The 21,015-nt window shown below is 34.0% G+C and carries 17 protein-coding genes and 4 pseudogenes; 7 read left to right on the forward strand and 14 right to left on the reverse strand.

Translation table 11 applies throughout. The features are described from left to right. Positions 1-95 precede the first annotated feature (95 nt). Positions 96-572, reverse strand: coding sequence for a ribonuclease HI (rnhA, locus tag IGQ45_09795; GenBank protein ID MBF2057494.1), 477 nt, complete (start codon positions 570-572; stop codon positions 96-98). Between the two features lie 217 nt (positions 573-789). Beyond that, positions 790-1,386 carry a repressor LexA gene (gene lexA / locus IGQ45_09800; protein MBF2057495.1) on the reverse strand — a complete coding sequence of 199 codons (597 nt, stop codon included), beginning with the start codon at positions 1,384-1,386 and terminating at the stop codon, positions 790-792. A 249-nt stretch (positions 1,387-1,635) separates the two neighbouring features. Between lexA and IGQ45_09805 the strand changes: the two genes are divergently transcribed. Further along, positions 1,636-2,724, forward strand: a complete 1,089-nt coding sequence (locus tag IGQ45_09805; GenBank protein MBF2057496.1) for a tetratricopeptide repeat protein — start codon at positions 1,636-1,638, stop codon at positions 2,722-2,724. Between the two features lie 101 nt (positions 2,725-2,825). Here the strand turns inward: IGQ45_09805 and IGQ45_09810 are convergent, their stop codons facing one another. Together IGQ45_09810 and IGQ45_09815 are read right to left on the reverse strand one after the other, a co-directional pair. Beyond that, complete coding sequence (locus IGQ45_09810; protein ID MBF2057497.1) at positions 2,826-4,346, reverse strand: bifunctional pantoate--beta-alanine ligase/(d)CMP kinase; 1,521 nt, start codon at positions 4,344-4,346, stop codon at positions 2,826-2,828. A gap of 299 nt (positions 4,347-4,645) precedes the next feature. After that, positions 4,646-6,106, reverse strand: coding sequence for an insulinase family protein (locus IGQ45_09815; protein ID MBF2057498.1), 1,461 nt, complete (start codon positions 6,104-6,106; stop codon positions 4,646-4,648). 90 nt (positions 6,107-6,196) lie between these two features. On the opposite strand from IGQ45_09815, the pseudogene IGQ45_09820 reads away from it, so the two are divergent. Continuing rightward, positions 6,197-6,553, forward strand: a pseudogene (locus IGQ45_09820) (four helix bundle protein). 86 nt (positions 6,554-6,639) lie between these two features. Here IGQ45_09820 and IGQ45_09825 read toward each other — a convergent pair. Further along, a complete protein-coding gene (locus tag IGQ45_09825) occupies positions 6,640-7,755 on the reverse strand; it encodes a DUF4388 domain-containing protein (protein MBF2057499.1) in 1,116 nt (371 codons plus the stop codon). Between the two features lie 27 nt (positions 7,756-7,782). Here IGQ45_09825 and IGQ45_09830 point away from each other — a divergent pair. Continuing rightward, positions 7,783-9,734, forward strand: a pseudogene (locus IGQ45_09830) (ATP-binding protein). On the opposite strand, the pseudogene IGQ45_09835 reads toward IGQ45_09830, so the two are convergent. The 5 genes and pseudogenes from IGQ45_09835 to IGQ45_09855 form a co-directional block, all read right to left on the reverse strand. After that, positions 9,715-11,100: pseudogene (locus IGQ45_09835) on the reverse strand (AAA family ATPase). The pseudogenes IGQ45_09830 and IGQ45_09835 overlap by 20 nt on opposite strands. Before the next feature lie 23 nt (positions 11,101-11,123). After that, positions 11,124-11,342 (reverse strand): hypothetical protein, encoded by a 219-nt coding sequence (locus IGQ45_09840; protein MBF2057500.1) that lies wholly within the window; start codon positions 11,340-11,342, stop codon positions 11,124-11,126. Positions 11,343-11,384: 42 nt separating this feature from the next. Further along, a pseudogene (locus IGQ45_09845) lies at positions 11,385-12,457 on the reverse strand (DUF1156 domain-containing protein). Positions 12,458-12,721: 264 nt separating this feature from the next. Beyond that, on the reverse strand, positions 12,722-13,051 hold the full coding sequence (locus tag IGQ45_09850; GenBank protein ID MBF2057501.1) for a type II toxin-antitoxin system PemK/MazF family toxin: 330 nt from the start codon (positions 13,049-13,051) through the stop codon (positions 12,722-12,724). Beyond that, entirely contained in the window at positions 13,038-13,256 is a 219-nt protein-coding gene (locus tag IGQ45_09855; protein ID MBF2057502.1) for a DUF104 domain-containing protein, read from the reverse strand. The genes IGQ45_09850 and IGQ45_09855 overlap by 14 nt, the downstream gene beginning before the upstream one ends. A gap of 169 nt (positions 13,257-13,425) precedes the next feature. Between IGQ45_09855 and IGQ45_09860 the strand changes: the two genes are divergently transcribed. The 3 genes from IGQ45_09860 to IGQ45_09870 all read left to right on the forward strand — a co-directional run bounded on the left by IGQ45_09860 (position 13,426) and on the right by IGQ45_09870 (position 15,525). Next, the gene (locus tag IGQ45_09860; protein ID MBF2057503.1) at positions 13,426-13,698 is read left to right on the forward strand and encodes a type II toxin-antitoxin system Phd/YefM family antitoxin; all 273 of its coding nucleotides are present in this window, start codon (positions 13,426-13,428) and stop codon (positions 13,696-13,698) included. Further along, the gene (locus IGQ45_09865) at positions 13,679-13,945 is read left to right on the forward strand and encodes a Txe/YoeB family addiction module toxin (protein MBF2057504.1); all 267 of its coding nucleotides are present in this window, start codon (positions 13,679-13,681) and stop codon (positions 13,943-13,945) included. The genes IGQ45_09860 and IGQ45_09865 overlap by 20 nt, the downstream gene beginning before the upstream one ends. A gap of 527 nt (positions 13,946-14,472) precedes the next feature. Continuing rightward, positions 14,473-15,525 (forward strand): hypothetical protein, encoded by a 1,053-nt coding sequence (locus IGQ45_09870; protein ID MBF2057505.1) that lies wholly within the window; start codon positions 14,473-14,475, stop codon positions 15,523-15,525. A gap of 35 nt (positions 15,526-15,560) precedes the next feature. Here IGQ45_09870 and IGQ45_09875 read toward each other — a convergent pair whose 3' ends face one another. The 4 genes from IGQ45_09875 to IGQ45_09890 form a co-directional block, all read right to left on the reverse strand. Continuing rightward, on the reverse strand, positions 15,561-15,869 hold the full coding sequence (locus IGQ45_09875) for a DUF2499 domain-containing protein (GenBank protein MBF2057506.1): 309 nt from the start codon (positions 15,867-15,869) through the stop codon (positions 15,561-15,563). 74 nt (positions 15,870-15,943) lie between these two features. Further along, positions 15,944-16,483, reverse strand: a complete 540-nt coding sequence (rfbC, locus tag IGQ45_09880) for a dTDP-4-dehydrorhamnose 3,5-epimerase (GenBank protein ID MBF2057507.1) — start codon at positions 16,481-16,483, stop codon at positions 15,944-15,946. 156 nt (positions 16,484-16,639) lie between these two features. Beyond that, on the reverse strand, positions 16,640-17,482 hold the full coding sequence (locus IGQ45_09885) for a prephenate/arogenate dehydrogenase (GenBank protein ID MBF2057508.1): 843 nt from the start codon (positions 17,480-17,482) through the stop codon (positions 16,640-16,642). 109 nt (positions 17,483-17,591) lie between these two features. Beyond that, on the reverse strand, positions 17,592-18,770 hold the full coding sequence (locus tag IGQ45_09890; GenBank protein ID MBF2057509.1) for a 50S ribosome-binding GTPase: 1,179 nt from the start codon (positions 18,768-18,770) through the stop codon (positions 17,592-17,594). Between the two features lie 178 nt (positions 18,771-18,948). On the opposite strand from IGQ45_09890, the gene IGQ45_09895 reads away from it, so the two are divergent. Then, the gene (locus IGQ45_09895) at positions 18,949-20,655 is read left to right on the forward strand and encodes an EAL domain-containing protein (GenBank protein ID MBF2057510.1); all 1,707 of its coding nucleotides are present in this window, start codon (positions 18,949-18,951) and stop codon (positions 20,653-20,655) included. Positions 20,656-21,015 lie beyond the last annotated feature (360 nt).

The raw sequence follows: 21,015 nt of genomic DNA on the forward strand, positions 1-21,015 counted from the left end.
TGGTAGATTTAACTATTTGGCTAAAGTCTTTAATTCATAAGCATTTCACCGGAAACCTGACACCTCCCCTCACCACAATACTTTTTCAGCAACCCCTAATTAGTAAAATTAACGTCAGGAGGTAAATTTATCCCTTGTGCTGCTTGAAAAGCAAGACGATCACATCTTTCGTTTTCCACATTTCCCGCATGACCTTTCACCCAAATAAAGTTTACTTGGTGAAGTTCACATAATGCTAGTAAATCTGCCCAAAGATCGGGATTTTTGGCTTTTTCCTTTTTATTGCGTTGCCAATTATTTTGTCGCCAGGCGCGCGCCCATCCCTTGGTTATAGCGTTAACTACATATTGAGAATCAGTATAAACATTAGCCTGACAAGGTTTTTTGAGCGCCCTCAACCCTTCAATTACTGCATAAATTTCCATACGATTATTGGTAGTTCGACTAAATCCTCCTGATAACTCTTTGCGGTGATTACCATGAAGTAATACCACACCATAACCCCCCGGACCGGGGTTATTTAAACAAGAGCCATCAGTATAAATTTCTACGAGGTTTGATTCTTTAGTCATGGGGAAATAATTTTTGGATTTGGGTATTGCAAAAGGTCGTAATATTTTTCTCGTAATTAGAGGCTATGGCTAAACATATCCCCCCAAAAATATAACCGGGTATGGGGATAATAAAATTTTTTAGCCACAGAAAAAATTGAGCCACCGCAAACAGAAGGAAAAATAAGGTTAGCCAAACTTTCATTATATTAAACAGTTTTTAAAGGTCTGCTCAATTTTAGCGGATACCGAGACGATATACTGCAAATAAAGTACCTTGAATTTCCACCGCGCTGAGGGGAACTTTAATGGGCTCATAATTGGAATTAGAAGCCTTTAAGGTTACTTCTTCTCCATTAAAATAAATTCTTTTTAAAGTTGTACCATGACCTTCTACTCGGGCTGCTACAATTTGCCCTTCATTTGCCACTGCCGTGGATTTCATAATCACATAATCCCCTTCCGTGATTAAGTCTTCAATCATACTATCTCCTACTACCTTGAGAGCAAAACAATTGGGTTGCATGAGGGTGGCGGAAATATCTAATTTTTCTGTTTCATCGGTAAAAGGTTCAACTAATCCTCCGGCGGTAATCGTGCCGAAAATAGGTAAACCTTTTTGCTTTCTTAATACTTGTATTGTTCTTGCTTGTCCTTCGAGCCAGTCGATGTAGCCTTTTGTTTTTATCCTTTCTAGGCGACTTTGGATGGGCGCTGGAGAACGTAAATTCATAGCGATCATCATTTCTCTAATGGAAGGAGAGTATTTATTGATATTGATATATTCTACAATCCAATCGTATAATTCTTGTTGTGCAGGGGTTAAACGTTCCATTTTTCTTTGATTACTACTTTTTTCCATAGACTTTATTTTAGTCTATTTTCAGAACAGCAGTACTAAAATAAATTGATAATTGATAATGGAAGGAATGTAGAATGCAGAATGCAGAAGGAATTATTTTCTAAATTCTAAATTCTAAATTTTATCTTCCCTTTCTCCCTTTCCACTGGCAATATTGGCAATTTTAAAAATCATCTGTTACTATTAAGATTCGTTAATTTAAGCAGAATGAGGTGAAAGCCAATGAAGCAAAAAACAGCAACTCAACTAATTATCTCCTTGCTGGTGGGCGCTATAGGAGTCATTACTTGGGATACTGGGGTGTTGGCACAACAAAAGATAGCCAAGCTCAATTTTCAGCAAAAACAAGAATTATATAACCTTATCACTCAGGGCAGAAAATATTTAGAGCAAGGGGATTTAACCAGCGCCCTTCGCCTTTACCAAAAAGCGTCACAAATTGATCAAGACAATGCTCGTATCTTTTCAGGAATCGGCTATGTCTATGCTAGTAATGGGGATTATACGGCATCTGCCGAAGCCTATCAAAAAGCCATTCAACTTGACCCTCAAAACCCTATTTTTTATGGGGCATTGGGCTATAGTTTAGCCCAAGCAGGGCAAGATGATCGTGCTATTGATGCCTACATTCAAGCTGTTACCCTACAGCCCAAAAGTGCTGAATATCACCTCGCTTTGGGAGTGCTGTTATTGAGAAATGGCTACTATGAACAAGTACAACAACAGTACAATAAAGTAGTTGAAATAACTGGCAGTAATATTGTTGCTTACGATATGATGGCAACCGCCCTTTATCAACAGGGTGATGTGGAGGGCGCTATTAAAATTATGCAAGAAGCCACAGAAAAATTTCCCGATAATACCGACTTGAGAGTCAAATTAGCTACCGCTTATTTTCAACAAGGTAACGCTACCGAAGGGTTAAAAAACCTTGAAAGTTTACCCCCTACCATATTAAGTGATGTTAATGTGGTCTTAAAAATGGGGATGCTTTATGAACAAAATGAAGATTGGGATTTAGCCTTAAAAGCCTACCAAAGGGCATCAGCCTTAGATTCAGAGTCGGTTATCGCTCAAGGCAGTATCGCCCGTATCCTAGAGGCTACAGATAATGAGATGATGGCCATTGTTGCTTATCGTCGCTTTGTGGAATTAGCACCCCAAAACCCTTATGGTTATCACCGTTTAGGGCTTTTACTGAAAGAGCGAGGGCGCTTGGCAGAAGGCAACGAAATGTTAACTAAGGCTTTGAATCTTTATGAAGCTAGAGGCAATTCTCAAGCCATCAGGGAAATTAAACCTTTACTGTGAAATTCTCCAATGTCTAGTTATGCTAAAGTCTTTGACTTATGAGCATTTCACCTGATACCTGACACCCGAAACCTGACACCTCTCCTCACCAAAATACTTTTTCAGCAACCCCTAATTAATTGAGCGATTTTTTCAGTTACTTCCGCAATACTCAAATCATCTGTGTTGATCGGGATAGCATCTGAGGCTTGTTGGAGGGGCGCCCTTTCACGGGTACTATCTAAAAAATCCCTGTGGGCGATGTCTTTTTCTAATTGTGCTAAATCAATATTAGTTTGCCCTTGATTTTCTAAATCCAGCGCCCTCCGCCGCGCCCTAGCATGAACAGAAGCAGTTAAAAATACCTTTAAATCAGCTTCAGGAAATACATTTGTACCTATGTCACGACCTTCGGCGATGATACCTCCTTCATTACCGTAGTTTTTTTGTAACTTAACCAATTTTTCTCGTACAGCTTTTTGCGAAGCAACATGAGAAACTTGGGCGGTGACTACCGGAGTGCGAATAGCGGTAGTCACATTTTTTCCATTGACTTTTACGGTGACAGGTTGTGTTAAGTCATCATTGGGCAATAATTCAATGTTAGCCTCAGCAATTAAATCCTTGATGCTATTTTCATCATCCACAGGGATGTTATTAGCCATCACCAGCCAAGTAATGGCGCGATACATCGCCCCCGTATCGAGGTATAATAAGTCCAGTTGTTGGGCAAGTCGTCGGCTAATGGTGGACTTTCCAGCGCCCGCAGGGCCATCAATGGCAATAGTTGGTTTTTTCACAGTTAAAATAAGATTATCAATTAGACGGGTTGTACCACAATAAACCGCTATAGCTATTAAACCTGAGTCGATAATTTTCGTCAATGGTTGTAACGTTTTTTCATCAACTAAACTGAGATACTGTAATTGTAAGAAGGGCGCTTTATCTAATTCCTGACGGATAAGATTGAGGAGGAGGGCGCTGTTTCTTTCTCCTTGTAAAAAACTTTCTTTTACCTTAATTAAACTACTATAAATTTGTGTAGAAATTTGTTTTTCTTGGGGTGATAAATATTGATTACGAGAGCTTAATGCTAATCCTGATTTTTCCCTGATAATAGGACAACTAATAATTTTTACAGGGATAAATAAATCCTCAACTATACGGCGAATAATTGCCACTTGTTGGGCATCTTTTTGACCAAAAAAAGCGAATTGAGGTTGAATTAAATTAAATAACTTAACTATAATAGTTGCTACTCCTTGAAAATGATTGGGGCGATATTTACCACACATTACCGACATCATTTCTTGGGGTGGCACTACAAAAGTAGGGTCTTTTTTCAAAGTATCCATTTCTATTTCTGAAGGAATAAATAATAAATTAACTCCTAAATTTTGACAAATTATTTGATCCTTTTCTAAAGTGCGTGGATATTGCTCTAAATCTTCATTTCTGCCAAATTGTAAAGGATTAACAAAAATACTTACTACCACAAAATCAGTTGATAATTTCGCTCTTTTGATTAAACTTTCATGCCCTAAATGTAAAGCGCCCATCGTCGGCACAAAACCAATTTTGTTTTGATTAGATACTTTTGTTAATGCTGATTTTAATTCTTTAATAGTTTTAATAATTAACATAATTATATTGGCTATTTTGCTTTGAGTGTAATAAATTATATTAGGTTCGGATAATTAGTTACAAATAGATTATATCTTCGCAATTTACCCACCGTGTAATGAATTACACGGCTAACGGTACCTCGTTCAATAAATTGAACTAAGATTGTTTTTAATTGATTTATAAGTGATCGCGCAGCGGCAGCCTTCGGCTGATCAAGGGGACTTGATATTAGTGGTTGAAATGGGAAAGAGAGAAAAAAGATTGATGAATTATGAATTAACAGATAGGTTAATAATTATCAATTATCCATTGTCAATTATCCATTGTTAGGAATACTCACATCAATTAAATTAATTTCTTGATTAAAACTCTCTAAACTTGGTTTAACTACTTCAGCATTACCGACAATTAAAGTAACCATTTTTTCAGGCATTAAATAACGTTGTGCCACCTGATAAACATTTTCTATGGTAGTAGTTTTAACTTGTTTTTGATAATCGAAAATAAAATCTTGAGGATAATCATAATATTCATAAGTCAACAAACGAGAAAGAGTTTGCGACAAAGTTTGAAACTGAAAAACAAAAGAATTAAGAATAGAATTTTGAGCATAATCTAAATCAGCAGGAGTAATTTTTTCAGTGCGTAAACGCTCAATTTCCGTATTAATTGCTTTGATAAAATCGCCACTACTTTCCGTTTTAGTTTGCCCTCCAGCAATAAATATTCCCGGATAATCATAATTAGCACTCCACACACCATATACAGAATAAGCTAAACCTTGTTTCGAGCGCACTTCATTGTGTAATCTACCGCCAAAACCATTTAAAATACCATTAATAACAGTTAAAGTAGGATAATTAGCATCACTTAACTTACCGCCAAGATGCCCCAATAAAATATTACTTTGAGTTGACTGGGGTTGATCAACTAAATAAATTCCCCCGTCAGTAGCTTGGGTGGGAGTAGCTACGGAAGTTAGTGCCGGGGTAGAATTAACTTGCCAATCAGCGAATTTACTCTCGATTAATTGTTTTATCTGTTGGGGTTGAAAATCCCCCACGATACCTAATATGATGTTTGAAGGGCGCACATCCCGCCCATAAAAATTAATTACATCATCACGACTAATATTATCTACCGTAGCATATTCCACATTACGAGCATAAGGACTATTTTCCCCATAAACTAACTGACGAAATTCTCGACTGGCAATATTACCGGGGTTATCATTACGGCGAGAAATAGCGCCCTTCACCTGAGATTTTTCAAAGTCAAGGAAATCCTCATTAAAAACAGGGTAGCGTAACACTTCCGTAAACAAATCAAATACAATAGGGAGATCAAAACTAAGACTATCAAAACTAACACTACCAGAATTAAGACCAATGGCAGACTCAACGGAAGCTGATTTAAGCTCTAAAATACCATCAATTTCTGATTTAGTGTAGTTTTTTGTGCCACCAGTGCGCATCAAATTACCCGTAATATTTGCCAAACCTCGTAAATTATCTGGTTCGACTGTACTACTTGTACGTATCAGCGCCCTTCCTGTCACCAAAGGTAATTGATGATCTTCCATTAAATACACTACCATACCGTTAGAGAGAGTGTAACGCTCATATTCAGGTAGTTGAATTTCGGGCAGGGGGGGATATTGTAAATCAGTATAATGGCTAACGGGTTGTGCAAGAACAAAACCACGATTGGAAATTGAAATAATAATTGTGACGACAATAACGATTAACCAATGACGATATTTTTTTAGTTGATTCATAAAAATTTAGGTTTATTTCACTTTGAGTATAATAAATTATTGATTGAGATAGGGAAAATTTAGAATTTAGAATTTAGAATTTAGAATAAAATGGGTCAAAGAGATATACAAGAAAGAACTTTAAATTTTAGTATAAGAATAGTAAATCTTTGTAAATTCTTGAGAAAAAATAGTGGTACAGGTTCTGATTTAAGTAAACAGTTAATAAGGTCGAGAACATCTATTGGTGCTAATCTTCAAGAGGCACAAAACGCAGAAAGTAAAGCAGATTTTATTCATAAAGCAAGTATTTCACTAAAAGAAGCGAGAGAAACAAACTATTGGTTAAAAATATTAGTTGCAACAGAGAAATAACTAGAACCAAGACTCATTCCTCTGTTAGTTGAATCAAATGAATTAATTGCTATTATTCATGCAATTATCAAAAATACTAAAAATAAGAGTTAGAATTTAGAAAACTATTGTTTCTGCATTCTTCATTCTAAATTCTTCATTCTAAATTTTCCCTCACCTCATCCCTTTTTCAACAAAGCCTAAATAAATAAATACTTATTAATAATTTTTGGAAAAATCTTTAATAAATCTTCAGATAAGATATACTCTCCAGCGCCCTTCACCTTACTATTTAGGTTATCTTGAAACTGATAATTTTCTGTAGCTATGATAATAGGAATATCTTGTAAATGAGGAAAAGTTTTGACCATACTAATAAATTCTAAATGATTAATTATATCTTCTTTTAACGCCCAAATGATTAAAGATGGTTTAACTTTGATAATTAATTCTAAACCCCGTGAAAAACTATTAACTAATAATAAATTATAGTTAGTTGATAAACTATTTTGTTTTAAATTTATACCCAAATCAATATTATCAATTAAAGCAATAATATTAACAGTTTGTGATACGATTTGATGATTTCTTTCCCATTTAATGGGTTCAATCATAATTATATCACCCATTTTAACAGCAGGGGAGAGGAGGGCGCTGAGATTACCTAGATCATCATGATTTGTGCGACTAATGGTTAACAAAGAGTTTTTTCCATCAATTTTTTCTTTTAACTCTTTCAAAATAAGTTCATAGGTAAAATATGGACTACTAATTTTTGGCACATGGTAAGAACTCGGTATAAAATACTTATTTTCTAACCATTTTTGTTTTGATTTTAGTATAGCTGAAATTAAATTATCTACATCAAAAGTGTTGATAACAGGATGTATCCTTGAGCTTTCTTGCCAAGTAAAATTACCTTGATGTAAACTAATTATATTACCTAGAACTTCTTTGATAATTAAATTAATAATCTTTTTAATGTTCTGATAATCAAGTATTTTGTTTTTGAATAATAAGATAACTAGCTCATATTCCACTAAACTTTTATTACTTTTAATATCTTTTTGTAAAGACTTAATTTCACTGGATAAGTTATAATAACTCAAATACTCTAACAGTCTATGTGAGTTAAAAGAATGGGCATCAGCTACATAAATTATTTTACCTAAATCAAAGAAAATTATATAATAATAAGTAATTAAATTATCAGAATTATCATTTTTTTCTTCTATTAAAAGAGAACCTGATTTTTGTTGATTACTAATAAATTTTAATAGTGAAGATAAATCAATTTCTAGTAAGTTACCATACATAAAATTATTACTTTTTAAACAGTATTTATGCAATATTATCAAAATTATGAGATGATCAACAGTCAAATTTTGATAACAAGGGGTTTAAACCCCTTTTCTTGTGTATATACAATTAATTTAAAAAAAGAACTTAGCAAAGTTTTAGACCCACTATTTTTTGATCAAATATTCTCAAGATCAAATCATGTATCTCTCATTCGAGAAGTATTTACCCGTTTGAGTGGTAGGGGTAGCGGTGCGCCCATTTTACGGTTAGAAACCAGTTTTGGGGGTGGTAAAACCCACGATGAAATCGCCATCTGGCATATTGCCAAATCTGGGCGTAAGATTGAGGGTTTAGACAGATTTACTGACTTAGAGATTATTCCCACTCAACCAATACAAGTTGCCGCCATCGATGGGCGAGATTTAGATGCCCAAAATGGCGTTATTCATCAAGATACAGGAGTTACTACTTATAGTCTTTGGGGGGAAATTGCTTATCAAATTGGCGGTGTGGAAGGTTATCAATTATTACAAAAAAGCGATCTCACCTTTTTAAGCCCCGGCACTTCGGTAATGGAAGTTTTAATTAAGGATAAACCCACAGTAATTATTTTAGATGAAATTGCCCGTTATTTGAGTATGGCAAGGGGGAAAAAGTCGAAGATAGTAACCTCGCTAAACAGGTGGTAAACTTTTTATTCTCTTTAATGGATTTGGCTTCAGCAACTAATAACCTTGTGTTAGTCTATTCTTTGGCTTCGAGTAGTGATACTTTTGCGGAGGAAACCAATGAGTTAAAAGAGTTGCTTAGTGCTTCTGCCCGTCAGGAAAGGATTTTAACCCCTAGTACCCATGTGGAGATTTATAATATTGTTAAACAACGTCTCTTTGAGTCGGTGGATTTGGAAGCAGGGAAAATCATCGCTTCGGCTTATCTACAATCCTTCAAAACTTCCCCCCTCAATTTACCTGATAGTTGTAAGGATGCTACCTACGCAGAGGCGATGGCGCAAAGTTATCCCTTCCATCCTGAATTATTCAATTTGCTGACAAAAAAAATAGCCACCATTGCAGAGTTTCAGCGCACGAGGGGCGCCCTCCGCCTTTTAGCTCAATTAGTGCGTTATGTGTGGGAAAATTATAATAATCCCGAAAATCATCTCTGTTTGATTCATACACACCATTTACCCATTAGCAAAGAAGAAGATATTACTAATGAATTAACATCGAAGATTCAACGCGCCACCATGCGCCCTCCAATCAATGCAGACATTTATAATCCTACAGGAAGAAGGGCTTATGCTCAACAACAGGATGAAGAATGGTTAATCGCAGGTAAACCCCCTTTAACATCCTATCTAGCAAGGACAATTTTTTGACATTCCCTCACTTATGGTATTAGTGCCGGGATTAGGGGCGCTGAGTTAAATTTATCTTTATTAACCCCTACTATTGATAGTAATTTTATTGAAAGAGCTTTAAAAAAGTTACAGGCTGTAGCATGGTATTTAGATATTGATCCTATTTCCACTATAGCCCGGTTTAAAGAAGAACCCTCCATTAATAAAATTATCACCGAAGAAAAGGAACAAATTGGACGAGGGGAAGCCAAAGAGGAATTACGCATCCGCCGAGATAGTATTTTTGCCAAAAAGTTTTTTACCGTCATCAGCGCCCCCCAAACCAGTGCAGAAGTGGATGATCGTGCCGATGATATTGTATTGTGTTTAATAGATTTTGATGAAGTTACCATCACTCAATCCACCGAATTTGCACCGCCTTTGTTGGTTAGTATGCTCAATAATACGGGGGAATCTGGACGTTTTCGCCTCTATCGCAATGGTTTATTATTCCTCGTAGCCAATAAAACCGATAAAGTTACTTTTTTTTTATTGAAGTCATCAATTAAATCTACTTTGGCATCATCTTTAATTATTTTATTAAGAATAGTTATATCAGCAGAATTATACACCCTTATTCTTCTCCCCAAATAATTTCTTCTTGAATACGATTCATGGTTTCTATGGCAGTATCAAAGCTACTAATTTCAATGCCTAACTCTTGGGTAATATTAGCAGGTGTTAACGTTTGACAATTAGTTTTTCTTTTATGATTATCTAATTTGATTAGTCTTTCTTCTGCTACATAAACTTTAATTTTTTCAACGGATAATAATTCATCTTCTTGATAACCTTCTTTTTGAGCGATTTCTTTGAGATATGGTCTATTTTGATTAAGCATAATTAGGGTATTTAATTCTTTAATGATATAATCACTATGGGTAGTAATAAAGACTTTAATACCTAAATTAATTAACTTAGCAAAAAGTCGAGCTATTCTTCTTTGATTTTCAGGATGTAAGTTTAATTCTGGTTCATCAACTATTAATAAATCTCCTTTTTTGGCTATATGTTTAATATAAAAACCAATGTCTAATAATGAAGGTACTGCACTAGAACTTTCATCCATAGATAACCTAGTTTTTTTACCTTTAGGAATATAGTATAATTCATCATTTTTCGTTACAGTATATTGTCCACCAATAATATCAATAAAATTATCTAATAAATAGGGATATTCTTCGGCAATAAAACTTCTTTTTTTAGCAATACTTTCCACGTTTCTGAGAAATTCTACATTTTCTTTTATCGGTAAAGCATAGTCATCATAACCTTTTAATAATAGTTCTAATGGGTTTATATTTTTATCAACTTGACTAATTTCTTCTAATAAACGATTACGAGCAAAATTTAATTCTTTACGAAAAATTGCACTTCCTGTTCTTTCTGCACTAGCAATAAAATAATCAGAAAAAAATTGTTTAAAAATAATATTTTTAATGGATAAACCGATAATATCTTTTATAATTTCTTGAGGTAGTGTTTTATCTTGATAATCGGTCAAAAAACTAACTATTAATTCTTCTTTATTTTCTGATTTTTTAAATGAAAAAATTTCTCTATTTACTGAACCGATGGACTCTTGATAAGTTTGATCTAGTTGATTTTTTTGTATATCTATTTCTATAGAAAATTGAGTATTTTTAAAATTATCAGGGGAGGAGGCAAAAATTTTAGGTAATAGCTTAGTATATTTTTCACAACCCTTGTTTCAAATATTTTGAGCGTTTTTTAAATAATCTCTTAAGTTAATATGAACTACTCCTTCTTGTAAAAGTTGCTCAATAATTGTGGTTTTGATTTCAATTTCTATGACTTTTTTCCAAACAGATAAAAAGCCAAATAGGGCATAAGTAGCATAGGTTTTTCCTGTATTATTTTGACCACTAATAATCGTCAAATCTCCTAATCTAAATTCTGCTTGTTTTAATGCCCCTAAATTAATTACTTTTATTTTCATTTTGCACTATTAATAATTTTTTATTAGTTGTTAATCAAATTAGAAGGTACGGGAATAATTCCAGATTCAAGGGCTAAATCATAACAAGTTTTGGTTTTATTTATTTGAGACAAATAGATTTCTAAGGCTTCTCTAATTAAATCTTCTTCTGTTTTATTCGTTAATTTAACAGCATCTTTTAATTGTTTTTCCAAAAGTAAATTAACTGATACATTTAAGGTTATTTGTTCTGTGTTATCCATTGCTTTTACCCTATTTATAATAAATTATTGATTATGTATCATTTACCCACCGTAATTAAATAAAAAACCTGCCCCATTACTTTCAAGATAATTCCACATTAAGTTTAATGAATGAGTAGCAGATGCTCCTCTGATATGTGTCATTACTTCTTTTTGACAAGTTAATCTACTGTTAAAATCAGAACATCTACTAATAATTAAACCTAAATAAGTTATAATTGCTTCGGCTTTTTCTGGTTCATATTCCCCTTGAATTTTACTTTTTGCATCGTTAATTATTTCTACATAAGTCACAAGGGTTAATAATTGACGAGGGTTAAAACATTGATGCCATTCTATAACCCCGTAATTTCTAATCATTGAATATTGAGGATTTGTCGGTGTCGCTTCATGGGCTATTAAATTTTTTGTTTCTAATTCAAACCATTTATCTTGTAAATATTTTTCTGCTTTTTTTACTCCTAATAAATCTAATTCATTAGGGATTCTAAACTCTAAATTTCCCTTTCCTTTTTTTAAGGAAACGGCGTATAATTGATGTCCTAATTTACTTTTTTGACTAGGTGAACAAATATAATCATTTTCTTTTGCTACATAGTTAACCCATTTGTCAATATCTTGTTGCAAATCTTTACCAAATTTGAGGGATATTCCATCCCTGCTTTCATGGTGATGACGGCAACGGGATTTAAGTCACTGGCGAAGACATTTAAGCCATATCTGACACCTTCAAAGGGGATGCTTCCTCCTCCGGCAAAGGCATCCATGATGTTAGGGGTATCATTTCCCCATGTATTGAGACAATGTTGTTTTAATCTGTCAATTTGAAGGGCGCTGGGGGGTTGTTTATAAAGACGAATTTCTTTGATGTTGCGTAGTTTATCTTTTTCTTCTTCGGTTTTGTTAGATTTTTCCCAAAATTCGATTTCTTCTTGGCTATATATCCCCATGATGTATAAAAATTCTTCCATGGTAATATCGGCAGGAAGCAGGGATGCCAATACGGAGGCGCGGGAAAAGGATAGGGGTTTGCGAGAATACCATCGATGTAAGCCTTTGAAGGGGTTGCCACCATGTTCATAATATACCTGCTCATTGAGGAGTTTGACAGGCATTATTTTTTCGATGAACAGTTGAGGGCGCATGGTAATGAATAATGAATAATGAATAATTAAAGAGTTCAATTTATTGAACGAAAAATCGGTAGCCTCGAAATTCATTGCGAGGCGATATTTTGTCGATAGTCGATAATGTAAATAAACCACCGTGTAATGAATGACACGGCTAGTAATTCGATCTTTCTGGGAACTAGGATACTATTATTTTGGTTATTGTAGGGAAGGTTCGATCGCTTTTTAGCGGCGCTGCGCGATGGAGTTTTAAAATTGAGGTTTGATATATTGATTCCAAGTATTGAGAATATTTTGAGCGTCTTTGATGTCAATATGACCAATTTTAGCTATTAATAGAGATTTTTCCAGTGAGTCTAACCGAGATAAGCGTACTGTAGAAAGTACTTTTAACCCGCTTTCTTGCCATTTTTCTAAAAGTATATCAGTATTCGAGCGAGGTTGAGCAGAAGTAACGACTGCGACAATAACATCATCTCCATCGCACCAAAGAATTAATACAGGACGTTTTTTAAACCCTAGGCCATCGGTAAAGGTTATTTTAGCTACCCAAAAATCTCCTGCTTTAATAGTCATCATATAACCCCTCATCTTCGGGAGCATATCCATTTAAAAATGATTGATGAGAGCGTATATTTGTTTGGATTTGATTTTCTGGGGAGGGAAATATCTTGTTTTCGTTATCTAACAATTCAATTTGATATTGTTTACCGACATTTAAAGATAGTTTTTTAGTCGGTTTTAATACTTCTCCGTCATAGGTGACAGTTATTATTTGAGACATAGTTTAATGAATAATTAATAATGAATAATTAATAATTATAGGGAAGGTGTGATGGAATAACAATTAAGGAATTTTTTGAAAGGTTCGATTTTACTCTGTTGAGCTAATTCGTACGGTTTTACCGTACAATAAAATTAATCAAAACTAGATTGTCCTAAAAATAAAGATGATGAATATTACCAGTGTTAATCAATTTAGAGATAATTTAAAAAGTTATGTAGATGAGGTAATTAATAATCATATCCCATTAAAGGTAACTCGCCGTAATGGTGATGATTTTATGGTGATTAGTGTGGAAGATTGGGAAAGACAACAAGAGACTTTGTACATTCTACAAAATAGTAGCTTAATGGCACAGATTAATGAATCACAAATTACTCATGAAGAAAATAACGGTTATCAACCAAGTATAGGAGAAATTAATGAGATCGTTAATTTTTGAGGGTAAGACGTGGTTAGTATATGAAGATTTACGAGAAAAGGATAAAAAATTACATCAAAATCTTTGTAAAATTTTAAAGGAGATGTTAAGATCAGCTCCTAGTCAGGGATTAGGAAAGCCTGAACCTTTAAAGCATCATTTATCAGGTTTATGGTCTCGAAGATTATCTCAAAAAGATAGAATTGTTTATAAGTTTGATGATCAGTATATTTATATTTTCGCCATTGGTGGTCATTATGATCAATGAATAATTAGGTGATATTATGCCGTTAGTCATTGAATATTAGCATGGGGTGAGGGGCGCTGGGTTTGTCTGGAGGGCGCTGGGTTTAATTATGTAATGAATTACACGGAATCAACAGTTTCACGTTCTACGAACTAGGATTTCGTTATTTTATTTATTATTGTAGGGGAGGTGCGATCGCGCAGCGCCACTTCGTGATCGATTTTACAATCTATTATTAATTATTCATTCTCCTAAAAGAATCCTTAAAGCGCGTAAAGCAACATTACGCTTACCATGATTAGTTTTTGCAAACCAATAATGGGCTTCTTCATAACTCATTGCCATGACTGCATCCCGAATATTAATAATTTTATCTTCTTTTCTTAAGGGTCTTCAATAGATAGCATTCAACCGAGACTATAAGCCTTATTTTCTCGTTCTCAAAATGGAATTTGCATACCAAGTCATGAAGAGACATATTTAATTATATTAACTAAAATACCAGAGCATTAATTGTCTTGATTTTCCATTATTCATTATTCATTAAAATGTTGTTAACAGAAAAAGATTGGTTAATCAGTTACTCTAGTAATGAAAATAATCCCATTGCCGATTTTTATATTCCAGCGTTGGAGTGCGCTGTAAAATATGATCGTAAATCTGGGTTTTTTAATAGCGCAATTTTGTCGAAAGTAGCACAAGGATTAGAAGCCATGGTTTATAATCAGGGGGAAGTGCGCTTGATTATGGGTTGTGAATTTAGTCCTCAAGATTTAGATGCTATTAATCGAGGATATGAACTAAAACAACAGTTAAGTATTTGTTTAGATAGGGAATTATCAGACCCTCAAAATCTGATTCAATTAAAACATTTTGAGATTTTAAGCTGGTTAATTGCTCATAATTTTTTAGAAATAAAAATAACTATTCCTTTACAAAAAAATGGCTTACCTGAGCAGTTAAATAGAAATAAATTATTCCATGAAAAGACGGGAATTTTTACAGATAAAGAGGGCAATAAAATCGCTTTTAGTGGTTCAAATAATGAGTCTTTGGGAGGGTGGGAAAATAATGTAGAATCATTCCATGTTTACTGTAGTTGGGAAGAAGGAAGGGATTTACAAAGGGTGAATGAAGAAGAATATCGTTTTGAACAGTTATGGCATAATCTAGCGCCCTCCGTCAAGGTTTTTGACATTCCCACTGCGGTTAAAAATAAATTACTGAAATATACTCCTAAATCAATCAATTTAATTAATAATGAAAAACTAACAAATAATGCACAAGATAAAATACAAGAAATTAAGAATAATAATATCCCTAATATTGAGAATAATATAGAGGATAAATTTAATTTAACGGCGGAGGAAATAGAAGCGGAAAAAGCCAAGTTTACATCTTTGTTAAATATCCATAATCATCAAGGATGTTTAGCTTATTGTTTAGAGTCTATCCCCGTTAAGGCTTGGCTACATCAAAGAAAAATACTGTTAAAATTTATCGCTGATTTTCCTAATTCTGCGTTGATTTGTGATGAAGTAGGCTTAGGTAAAACTTTAAATTCCTTGTTAATAGAAAAAGGTAAGTTAAATGAGTCTTAGCTGACACGGGGATAGTAAAACTTCATTATGGCGAATTATCCATTGTCAATTTTTTGGGCAGTGTGCCAAATTTTCCAAGCGCCCACACACAAGGTACAATTACCGATGACAGTAGTCAAAGCCTGTATTACCACCAACCATTCTAAACTAGGAAGGTTGTCAAAAAAATGCCAAGTACAAGCGCACATCGCACTAACCAAAGCGGGTAACATTCCCCAAGCCAACCATTGCCAACTACTATCTTGAGTAACTTCACCATAACGCCAAATAAACCAAATAGCTACCATCCACTCAATAACACTGGAAACATGAACCATCCAAGTAGGAATTGATAAAGCGTGCATAATTTCTGTTTCCCAATAACTACTTAACATCCTATTCTAATTTAATTCAACATTGCTAGATGGGGTGAGGGGCGCTAAAAAACCTCAGCTTCAGCCAAACATGGTGCGTTTTTATCCTTGTCTGAAACTATCGGCTGGGTGATACCCCAATTAATATTAATTTGTGCGTCACTCCATAATAACGAACGATCATATTGAGGTGCATAAAAATCTGTAGCTTTATAAAAAACTTCCGCCACTGAAGACAAAACCAAAAATCCATGGGCAAATCCGGGAGGAATCCATAACTGTTTTTTATTTTCTGCCGAAAGAATTTCTCCCACCCACTGCCCAAAAGTAGGGGAAGTTTGTCGCAAATCTACTGCTACATCAAATATTTCCCCCACCAGCGCCCTCACCAGTTTACCTTGAGATTGTTTAATTTGATAATGTAAACCCCTAAGCACATTTTGCTGTGATTGAGAATGATTATCTTGTACAAAATCTACTATTAAACCAGTCTTTTGATGAAAAGTATTTTGATTATAACTTTCCATAAAAAAACCTCTTTCATCCTGCCATATTTTCGGTTCAAGCAGTAAAACATCTGGTAATTTTGTTGGAGTAACTTGCATTTTTTTGTTATCTCAGGAAACGTTTAACTACAACACTTTATCATAAATTGTTAAAAGGGCAAGGGGTTTAAACCCCTTGTTAATCCTTGCCTTATGACTAAAACTTTTCCCTCTTCCCTTTTCCCGACCTTGAACAAAATATTTTTTCAGCAAAGACTATTTAATAAAATCAGAACGACTTTGATTAGTGAAGGTTAATAAATCATTTATTTTTGACCAATTTTCTTCCTCTAAATCGTTAATAATACCGGTGAGGTGCGCTTGATATAACCGCAAATTTTCTAGCAAATTATCACGATTATTTTTCGCCATCATTAATCCTAATTCTGGATTTCCTCCACCCACTCGGCTAGTATCTCTAAATCCTGAACTAGCGATTTTTTGGGCAAATTCTCTTACGAATTGATCTTTTTCCTGCATACAAGCATAAATTAAATTAGCGCTAATTATCACAGGTAAATGAGAAATCCAAGCCACTGCTTGATCATGAATTTCCGCCGTGGTAGTCAAAATATTACACCCCACCGACTGCCATAAATCACGGAGGAGGGCGCCCTTCTCCCTATCCTCATCATCTTCTACCGTAATCACACAGGGAGCGTTATTAAATAAGTTCTTTTGTACTGCATCGATACCCTGTTCTGCTGTACCAGCCATAGGATGACTACCAATGAAATTATGCCATAGTTTTTTTCCTTCTCTCACAATAGGAACTTTGACCGATGCCACATCAGTTACTACAGTGGTATTACTTAAATAAGGAATGATTTGGGCTAAAGTGGGAATAGTTGACTCAATAGGGGTACAAATCACGACTATTTCACAACCTTGAACTAAGGATAAATCGATACTAGATTGATGAACAATGCCTAATTTTTTAGCTTTTTCACAAGTAGTTGAACGGCGAGAAATACCAATAATTTGATGTTGATTTAATCGAGTTAAATCTCCAGCTAAAGAACTACCAATTAATCCTAAACCGATTATAGCAATTTTCATTTTTATATTAATAGTAAAAAGAGCAAAGGGAGAAAGTCAGAAGTAAAAAGTTTTAATACCTAATTGTTGGTGCGTAAATTATTAATTGTCCATTATCCATTATCAATTGTTAGCTGTGATTTTCTTTTTTCTTAGTGTTAAAAGTAGTTTTCATCACTTCTTTAATACGGTCAAGATTAGGCTTTTTACCACCGACTAAATCACCAAAATAAGCACAAGCGCCCTCCCCCAAAGCCCAAGTATAGGCACTAGCCCAAGAAACTGCTATCACTGTACCAAAACCGGGGATAAATTTAATTAATTCTCTGCCGATAGACTGGGCAAGAAAGCCTCCGGCAAGGGCGCTTAAAATACCACCAGCTTGAGAAGGAGTCAATTTTTGTCCGTAGAGTTGCCCTAAAACCCCCACCATAGACACCTGTAAGGCAGTTAAAACAGGCATAGTAGCAAAAGGTAACGGTATTGCTGTTACCGTAGCTGCCATCATGGTAAAAGCGACAATGTAACGTCTAGCTACGTCTCGATAAATATTACCTAACAGCGCCCCTGCTTTTTCATCTAGTAATTGATAGATAGCTTTAGCCTCTGCTTCAGGAAGTAATTTGGTTAATATTTGTCCCATTTCTTCTAAGCCATAAAATATGGGATTATAACCATCTTCTTCTAAGGTAAAATCAATTAAAATAGCTTCATCGAATAACCCTTGAAAATTCTTTTTAATTTCATCAAAAGGTCGCTTTATTTCTAGTAGATCAGGGGGATAAATAGGATGATTATTAATGTCAGGAGAATATAATTCATGTAAGCAAGTAACTACCAATAAACAAGGCAAATGAGGATATTTTTGGCGTAAATTTTCAGCAATTTTCTTCAAACTATCTGTAGCAAAATCATTAATTTTAATGGTTAAAATAATAATTCTCGCCTTAGCTGTTTCTTGGTCTAATTCTGTGGTTAATTCACTGATAATATCATCAGTATTTTGAGAAATATCCCCTAAACCAACGGTATCAGTAAAAATCAGTAAAGGTAAATCCTCAGAAGGATAAGCATAACGCTGAGTATGCTTAGTATGGGGTTGAAATCCTTGCCCGACAATATCTTCACTCACCCCCGTTAAACCCCTGACAATGGAGCTTTTTCCCGCTTGGGGTTTGCCAATTAATAGCGCTTCGGTAGTGGGGAGGTGCGCCCTTACTTCCCTTAAAATTTCATTGATTTGAGTTTCATCTACTCGAAATAAATTAATGGCTCGATTTGTAATGCGCTTCAATGGCTTAAATTCCATCGCTGATTATTAGATTAAAATAATTTTAATTATAAACTTTACTACACACGATGATGATTTTTTGATAAGGTAGAGCAAAATAACTCTTTTCAGATAATTACTTTTAACCAGTATGAAGGGCGCTGAAAATTATCGATAGTGTCATTAATATACCCATTAAAAATTATTAATTAAAATCATGACATCTAACATATTAAAAAATTTGGTAATTTATCGGTTAATTTCTCGACTTCAGCGCCCGAAAAGCTACTTAGGAAAAATCATGTTAGTAGCCTTTTTAGGAACACATATACCTCTGTTGGCATTATTTTTCTATTCTATTAGTGTTACTAACTTAGAATTATCAGCAAAAATACAAGTGTTAATTGTGGCGTTGATTGCCACTTTAATTGGTACGGGTATAACCCTTTTTATGTTACAACAATTACTCATACCTATCAGTGTAACAGCCAAAGGAATTAGAGAATATTTAGAAACTCAAAAAAAACCTAAATTACCTAATGAATTTAAAGATGAAGCGGGTATTTTAATGGCAGATGCACAATATGCTATCACTAAATTAGATGAGTTAATTGAACAACTAAAAAACTATAATCCTATCACCAGCTTACCGAATAATGAGTTATTTCAACTTAAATTAAATCAGTTTTTAAAAGACTCTTATCAAGTAGATAAAACCATTGCAATTATTTTAGTTAATATTAATGGTTTACAAGAAATAAATAGTATTTTTAGTTATGATACTGGAAATTTAGTGCTGAGACAAGTTGGTCAAGAAATTTCTAATTGGATAAGTAAAGATGAATTTTTAGCTCAAATTAATTCTAATGAATTTGCGATTATTTATAATCAACTAATTTCCATAGAAGAATTAGAAAAGTTTACTAAAAATATTCTCAATGCTGTCAATCAACGCATTGTTATTGATAATGAAGAAATAACTGTAAATGCTACCGCAGGAATTGCCATTTCTCCTGATCAAGAAAACGCTATTGATAATCCTTTAAAATTGGTTGATCAAGCTGGGGTAGCTTTAAATTCTGTGCAAAGACAAAATTCCTATGGTTATAATTTTTATTCCCCCGAAATTAATGAACAATTAAAGAGAAAATTTCAGTTAGAAAGAGATTTAGGTAAGGCTATTGCTAGGGAAGAATTAGAATTGTTTTATCAACCTCAAATTGATAGTATTTCTGGTAGTTTTACGGGCGCTGAAGCCTTAATTCGATGGCACCATCATGATCATGGTTTTGTCTCTCCTGCTGAATTTATACCCATTGCTGAAAAGAGTAATTTAATTTTAGATATTGGTGATTGGGTATTAAAAAATGCTTGTCAACAAAATAAAATTTGGACGAAAGATGGCTTTCCCGAATTATGTGTCGCTATTAATTTATCAGGTAAGCAATTTGAACAAATTGATTTAGTAGAAAGAGTGCAACGGGCATTATTAGATAATGACTTAAAAACCAGTCAATTAGAGTTAGAAATTACGGAAGGATTGTTAATTAATGATGTGGAAAAAGCGATTAATTTATTAACCGAAATGCGTAAACTAGGTTTAATGACAGCTTTAGATGATTTTGGTACTGGTTTTTCTTCTCTGAGTTATCTCAAACGTTTTGCCTTAAATTATCTTAAAATTGATCAGTCTTTTGTGCGTGGTATTCCTGACGATAGCAGTGATATAGCTATTGTTAAATCAATCATTGCCTTGGCACATAGTTTGCAAATGAAGGTTGTGGCAGAAGGGGTAGAAACCCTTGCACAAGCAGATTTTTTACTGCATCACGGTTGTAATAAATTGCAGGGCTACTATTTTAGTCGCCCTATTAATGCTCAGGATTTTACTATTTTGTGGGAAAAGAAACTAGATAATGGATAATGAATAATTAGATGGTGCTGAAAAAGTATTTTGGTGAGGGGAGGTATCAGGCTTCAGGTGTCAGGTTTCAGGTAGAATGCTGATAAATTAAAGACTTTAGCCAAATAGTTACTTTTTATAAATTGCTCATTTGTATCAATTATTTTTGATTCGGATGGAAAAAATAGAGTATTTTTAGAGAAAAAAGTCAATTTATGACACTTTTTGTTATGTAGAATAGACTTTAAACTTTTATTTGACAAGGGTTTTGATTTATTCAGCAGACCCTAATTAATAATGAATAATTAATTTTTCAACCCACCTTCCGCACTTCATCTGGTAATAAATTATAGTACACAAAGAAAACACCCTATTGGTAAT

Origin of the sequence: Cyanobacterium sp. T60_A2020_053, assembly GCA_015272165.1 — a bacterium.
Lineage (GTDB): Bacteria > Cyanobacteriota > Cyanobacteriia > Cyanobacteriales > Cyanobacteriaceae > Cyanobacterium.

Excerpts from the sequence above, each read along its gene's own strand:
- rnhA (MBF2057494.1), bottom strand. The coding sequence starts at position 572 with ATGACTAAAGAATCAAACCTCGTAGAAATTTATACTGATGGCTCTTGT.
- IGQ45_09825 (MBF2057499.1), bottom strand. The coding sequence starts at position 7,755 with ATGTATGGTAACTTACTAGAAATTGATTTATCTTCACTATTAAAATTT.
- IGQ45_09840 (MBF2057500.1), bottom strand. The coding sequence starts at position 11,342 with ATGGATAACACAGAACAAATAACCTTAAATGTATCAGTTAATTTACTT.
- IGQ45_09870 (MBF2057505.1), top strand. The coding sequence starts at position 14,473 with ATGTTGTTAACAGAAAAAGATTGGTTAATCAGTTACTCTAGTAATGAA.
- IGQ45_09855 (MBF2057502.1), bottom strand. The coding sequence starts at position 13,256 with ATGTCTCAAATAATAACTGTCACCTATGACGGAGAAGTATTAAAACCG.
- IGQ45_09865 (MBF2057504.1), top strand. The coding sequence starts at position 13,679 with ATGAGATCGTTAATTTTTGAGGGTAAGACGTGGTTAGTATATGAAGAT.
- IGQ45_09850 (MBF2057501.1), bottom strand. The coding sequence starts at position 13,051 with ATGATGACTATTAAAGCAGGAGATTTTTGGGTAGCTAAAATAACCTTT.
- rfbC (MBF2057507.1), bottom strand. The coding sequence starts at position 16,483 with ATGCAAGTTACTCCAACAAAATTACCAGATGTTTTACTGCTTGAACCG.
- IGQ45_09805 (MBF2057496.1), top strand. The coding sequence starts at position 1,636 with ATGAAGCAAAAAACAGCAACTCAACTAATTATCTCCTTGCTGGTGGGC.
- IGQ45_09885 (MBF2057508.1), bottom strand. The coding sequence starts at position 17,482 with ATGAAAATTGCTATAATCGGTTTAGGATTAATTGGTAGTTCTTTAGCT.
- IGQ45_09810 (MBF2057497.1), bottom strand. The coding sequence starts at position 4,346 with ATGTTAATTATTAAAACTATTAAAGAATTAAAATCAGCATTAACAAAA.
- lexA (MBF2057495.1), bottom strand. The coding sequence starts at position 1,386 with ATGGAACGTTTAACCCCTGCACAACAAGAATTATACGATTGGATTGTA.
- IGQ45_09875 (MBF2057506.1), bottom strand. The coding sequence starts at position 15,869 with ATGCACGCTTTATCAATTCCTACTTGGATGGTTCATGTTTCCAGTGTT.
- IGQ45_09860 (MBF2057503.1), top strand. The coding sequence starts at position 13,426 with ATGAATATTACCAGTGTTAATCAATTTAGAGATAATTTAAAAAGTTAT.
- IGQ45_09815 (MBF2057498.1), bottom strand. The coding sequence starts at position 6,106 with ATGAATCAACTAAAAAAATATCGTCATTGGTTAATCGTTATTGTCGTC.
- IGQ45_09890 (MBF2057509.1), bottom strand. The coding sequence starts at position 18,770 with ATGGAATTTAAGCCATTGAAGCGCATTACAAATCGAGCCATTAATTTA.
- IGQ45_09895 (MBF2057510.1), top strand. The coding sequence starts at position 18,949 with ATGACATCTAACATATTAAAAAATTTGGTAATTTATCGGTTAATTTCT.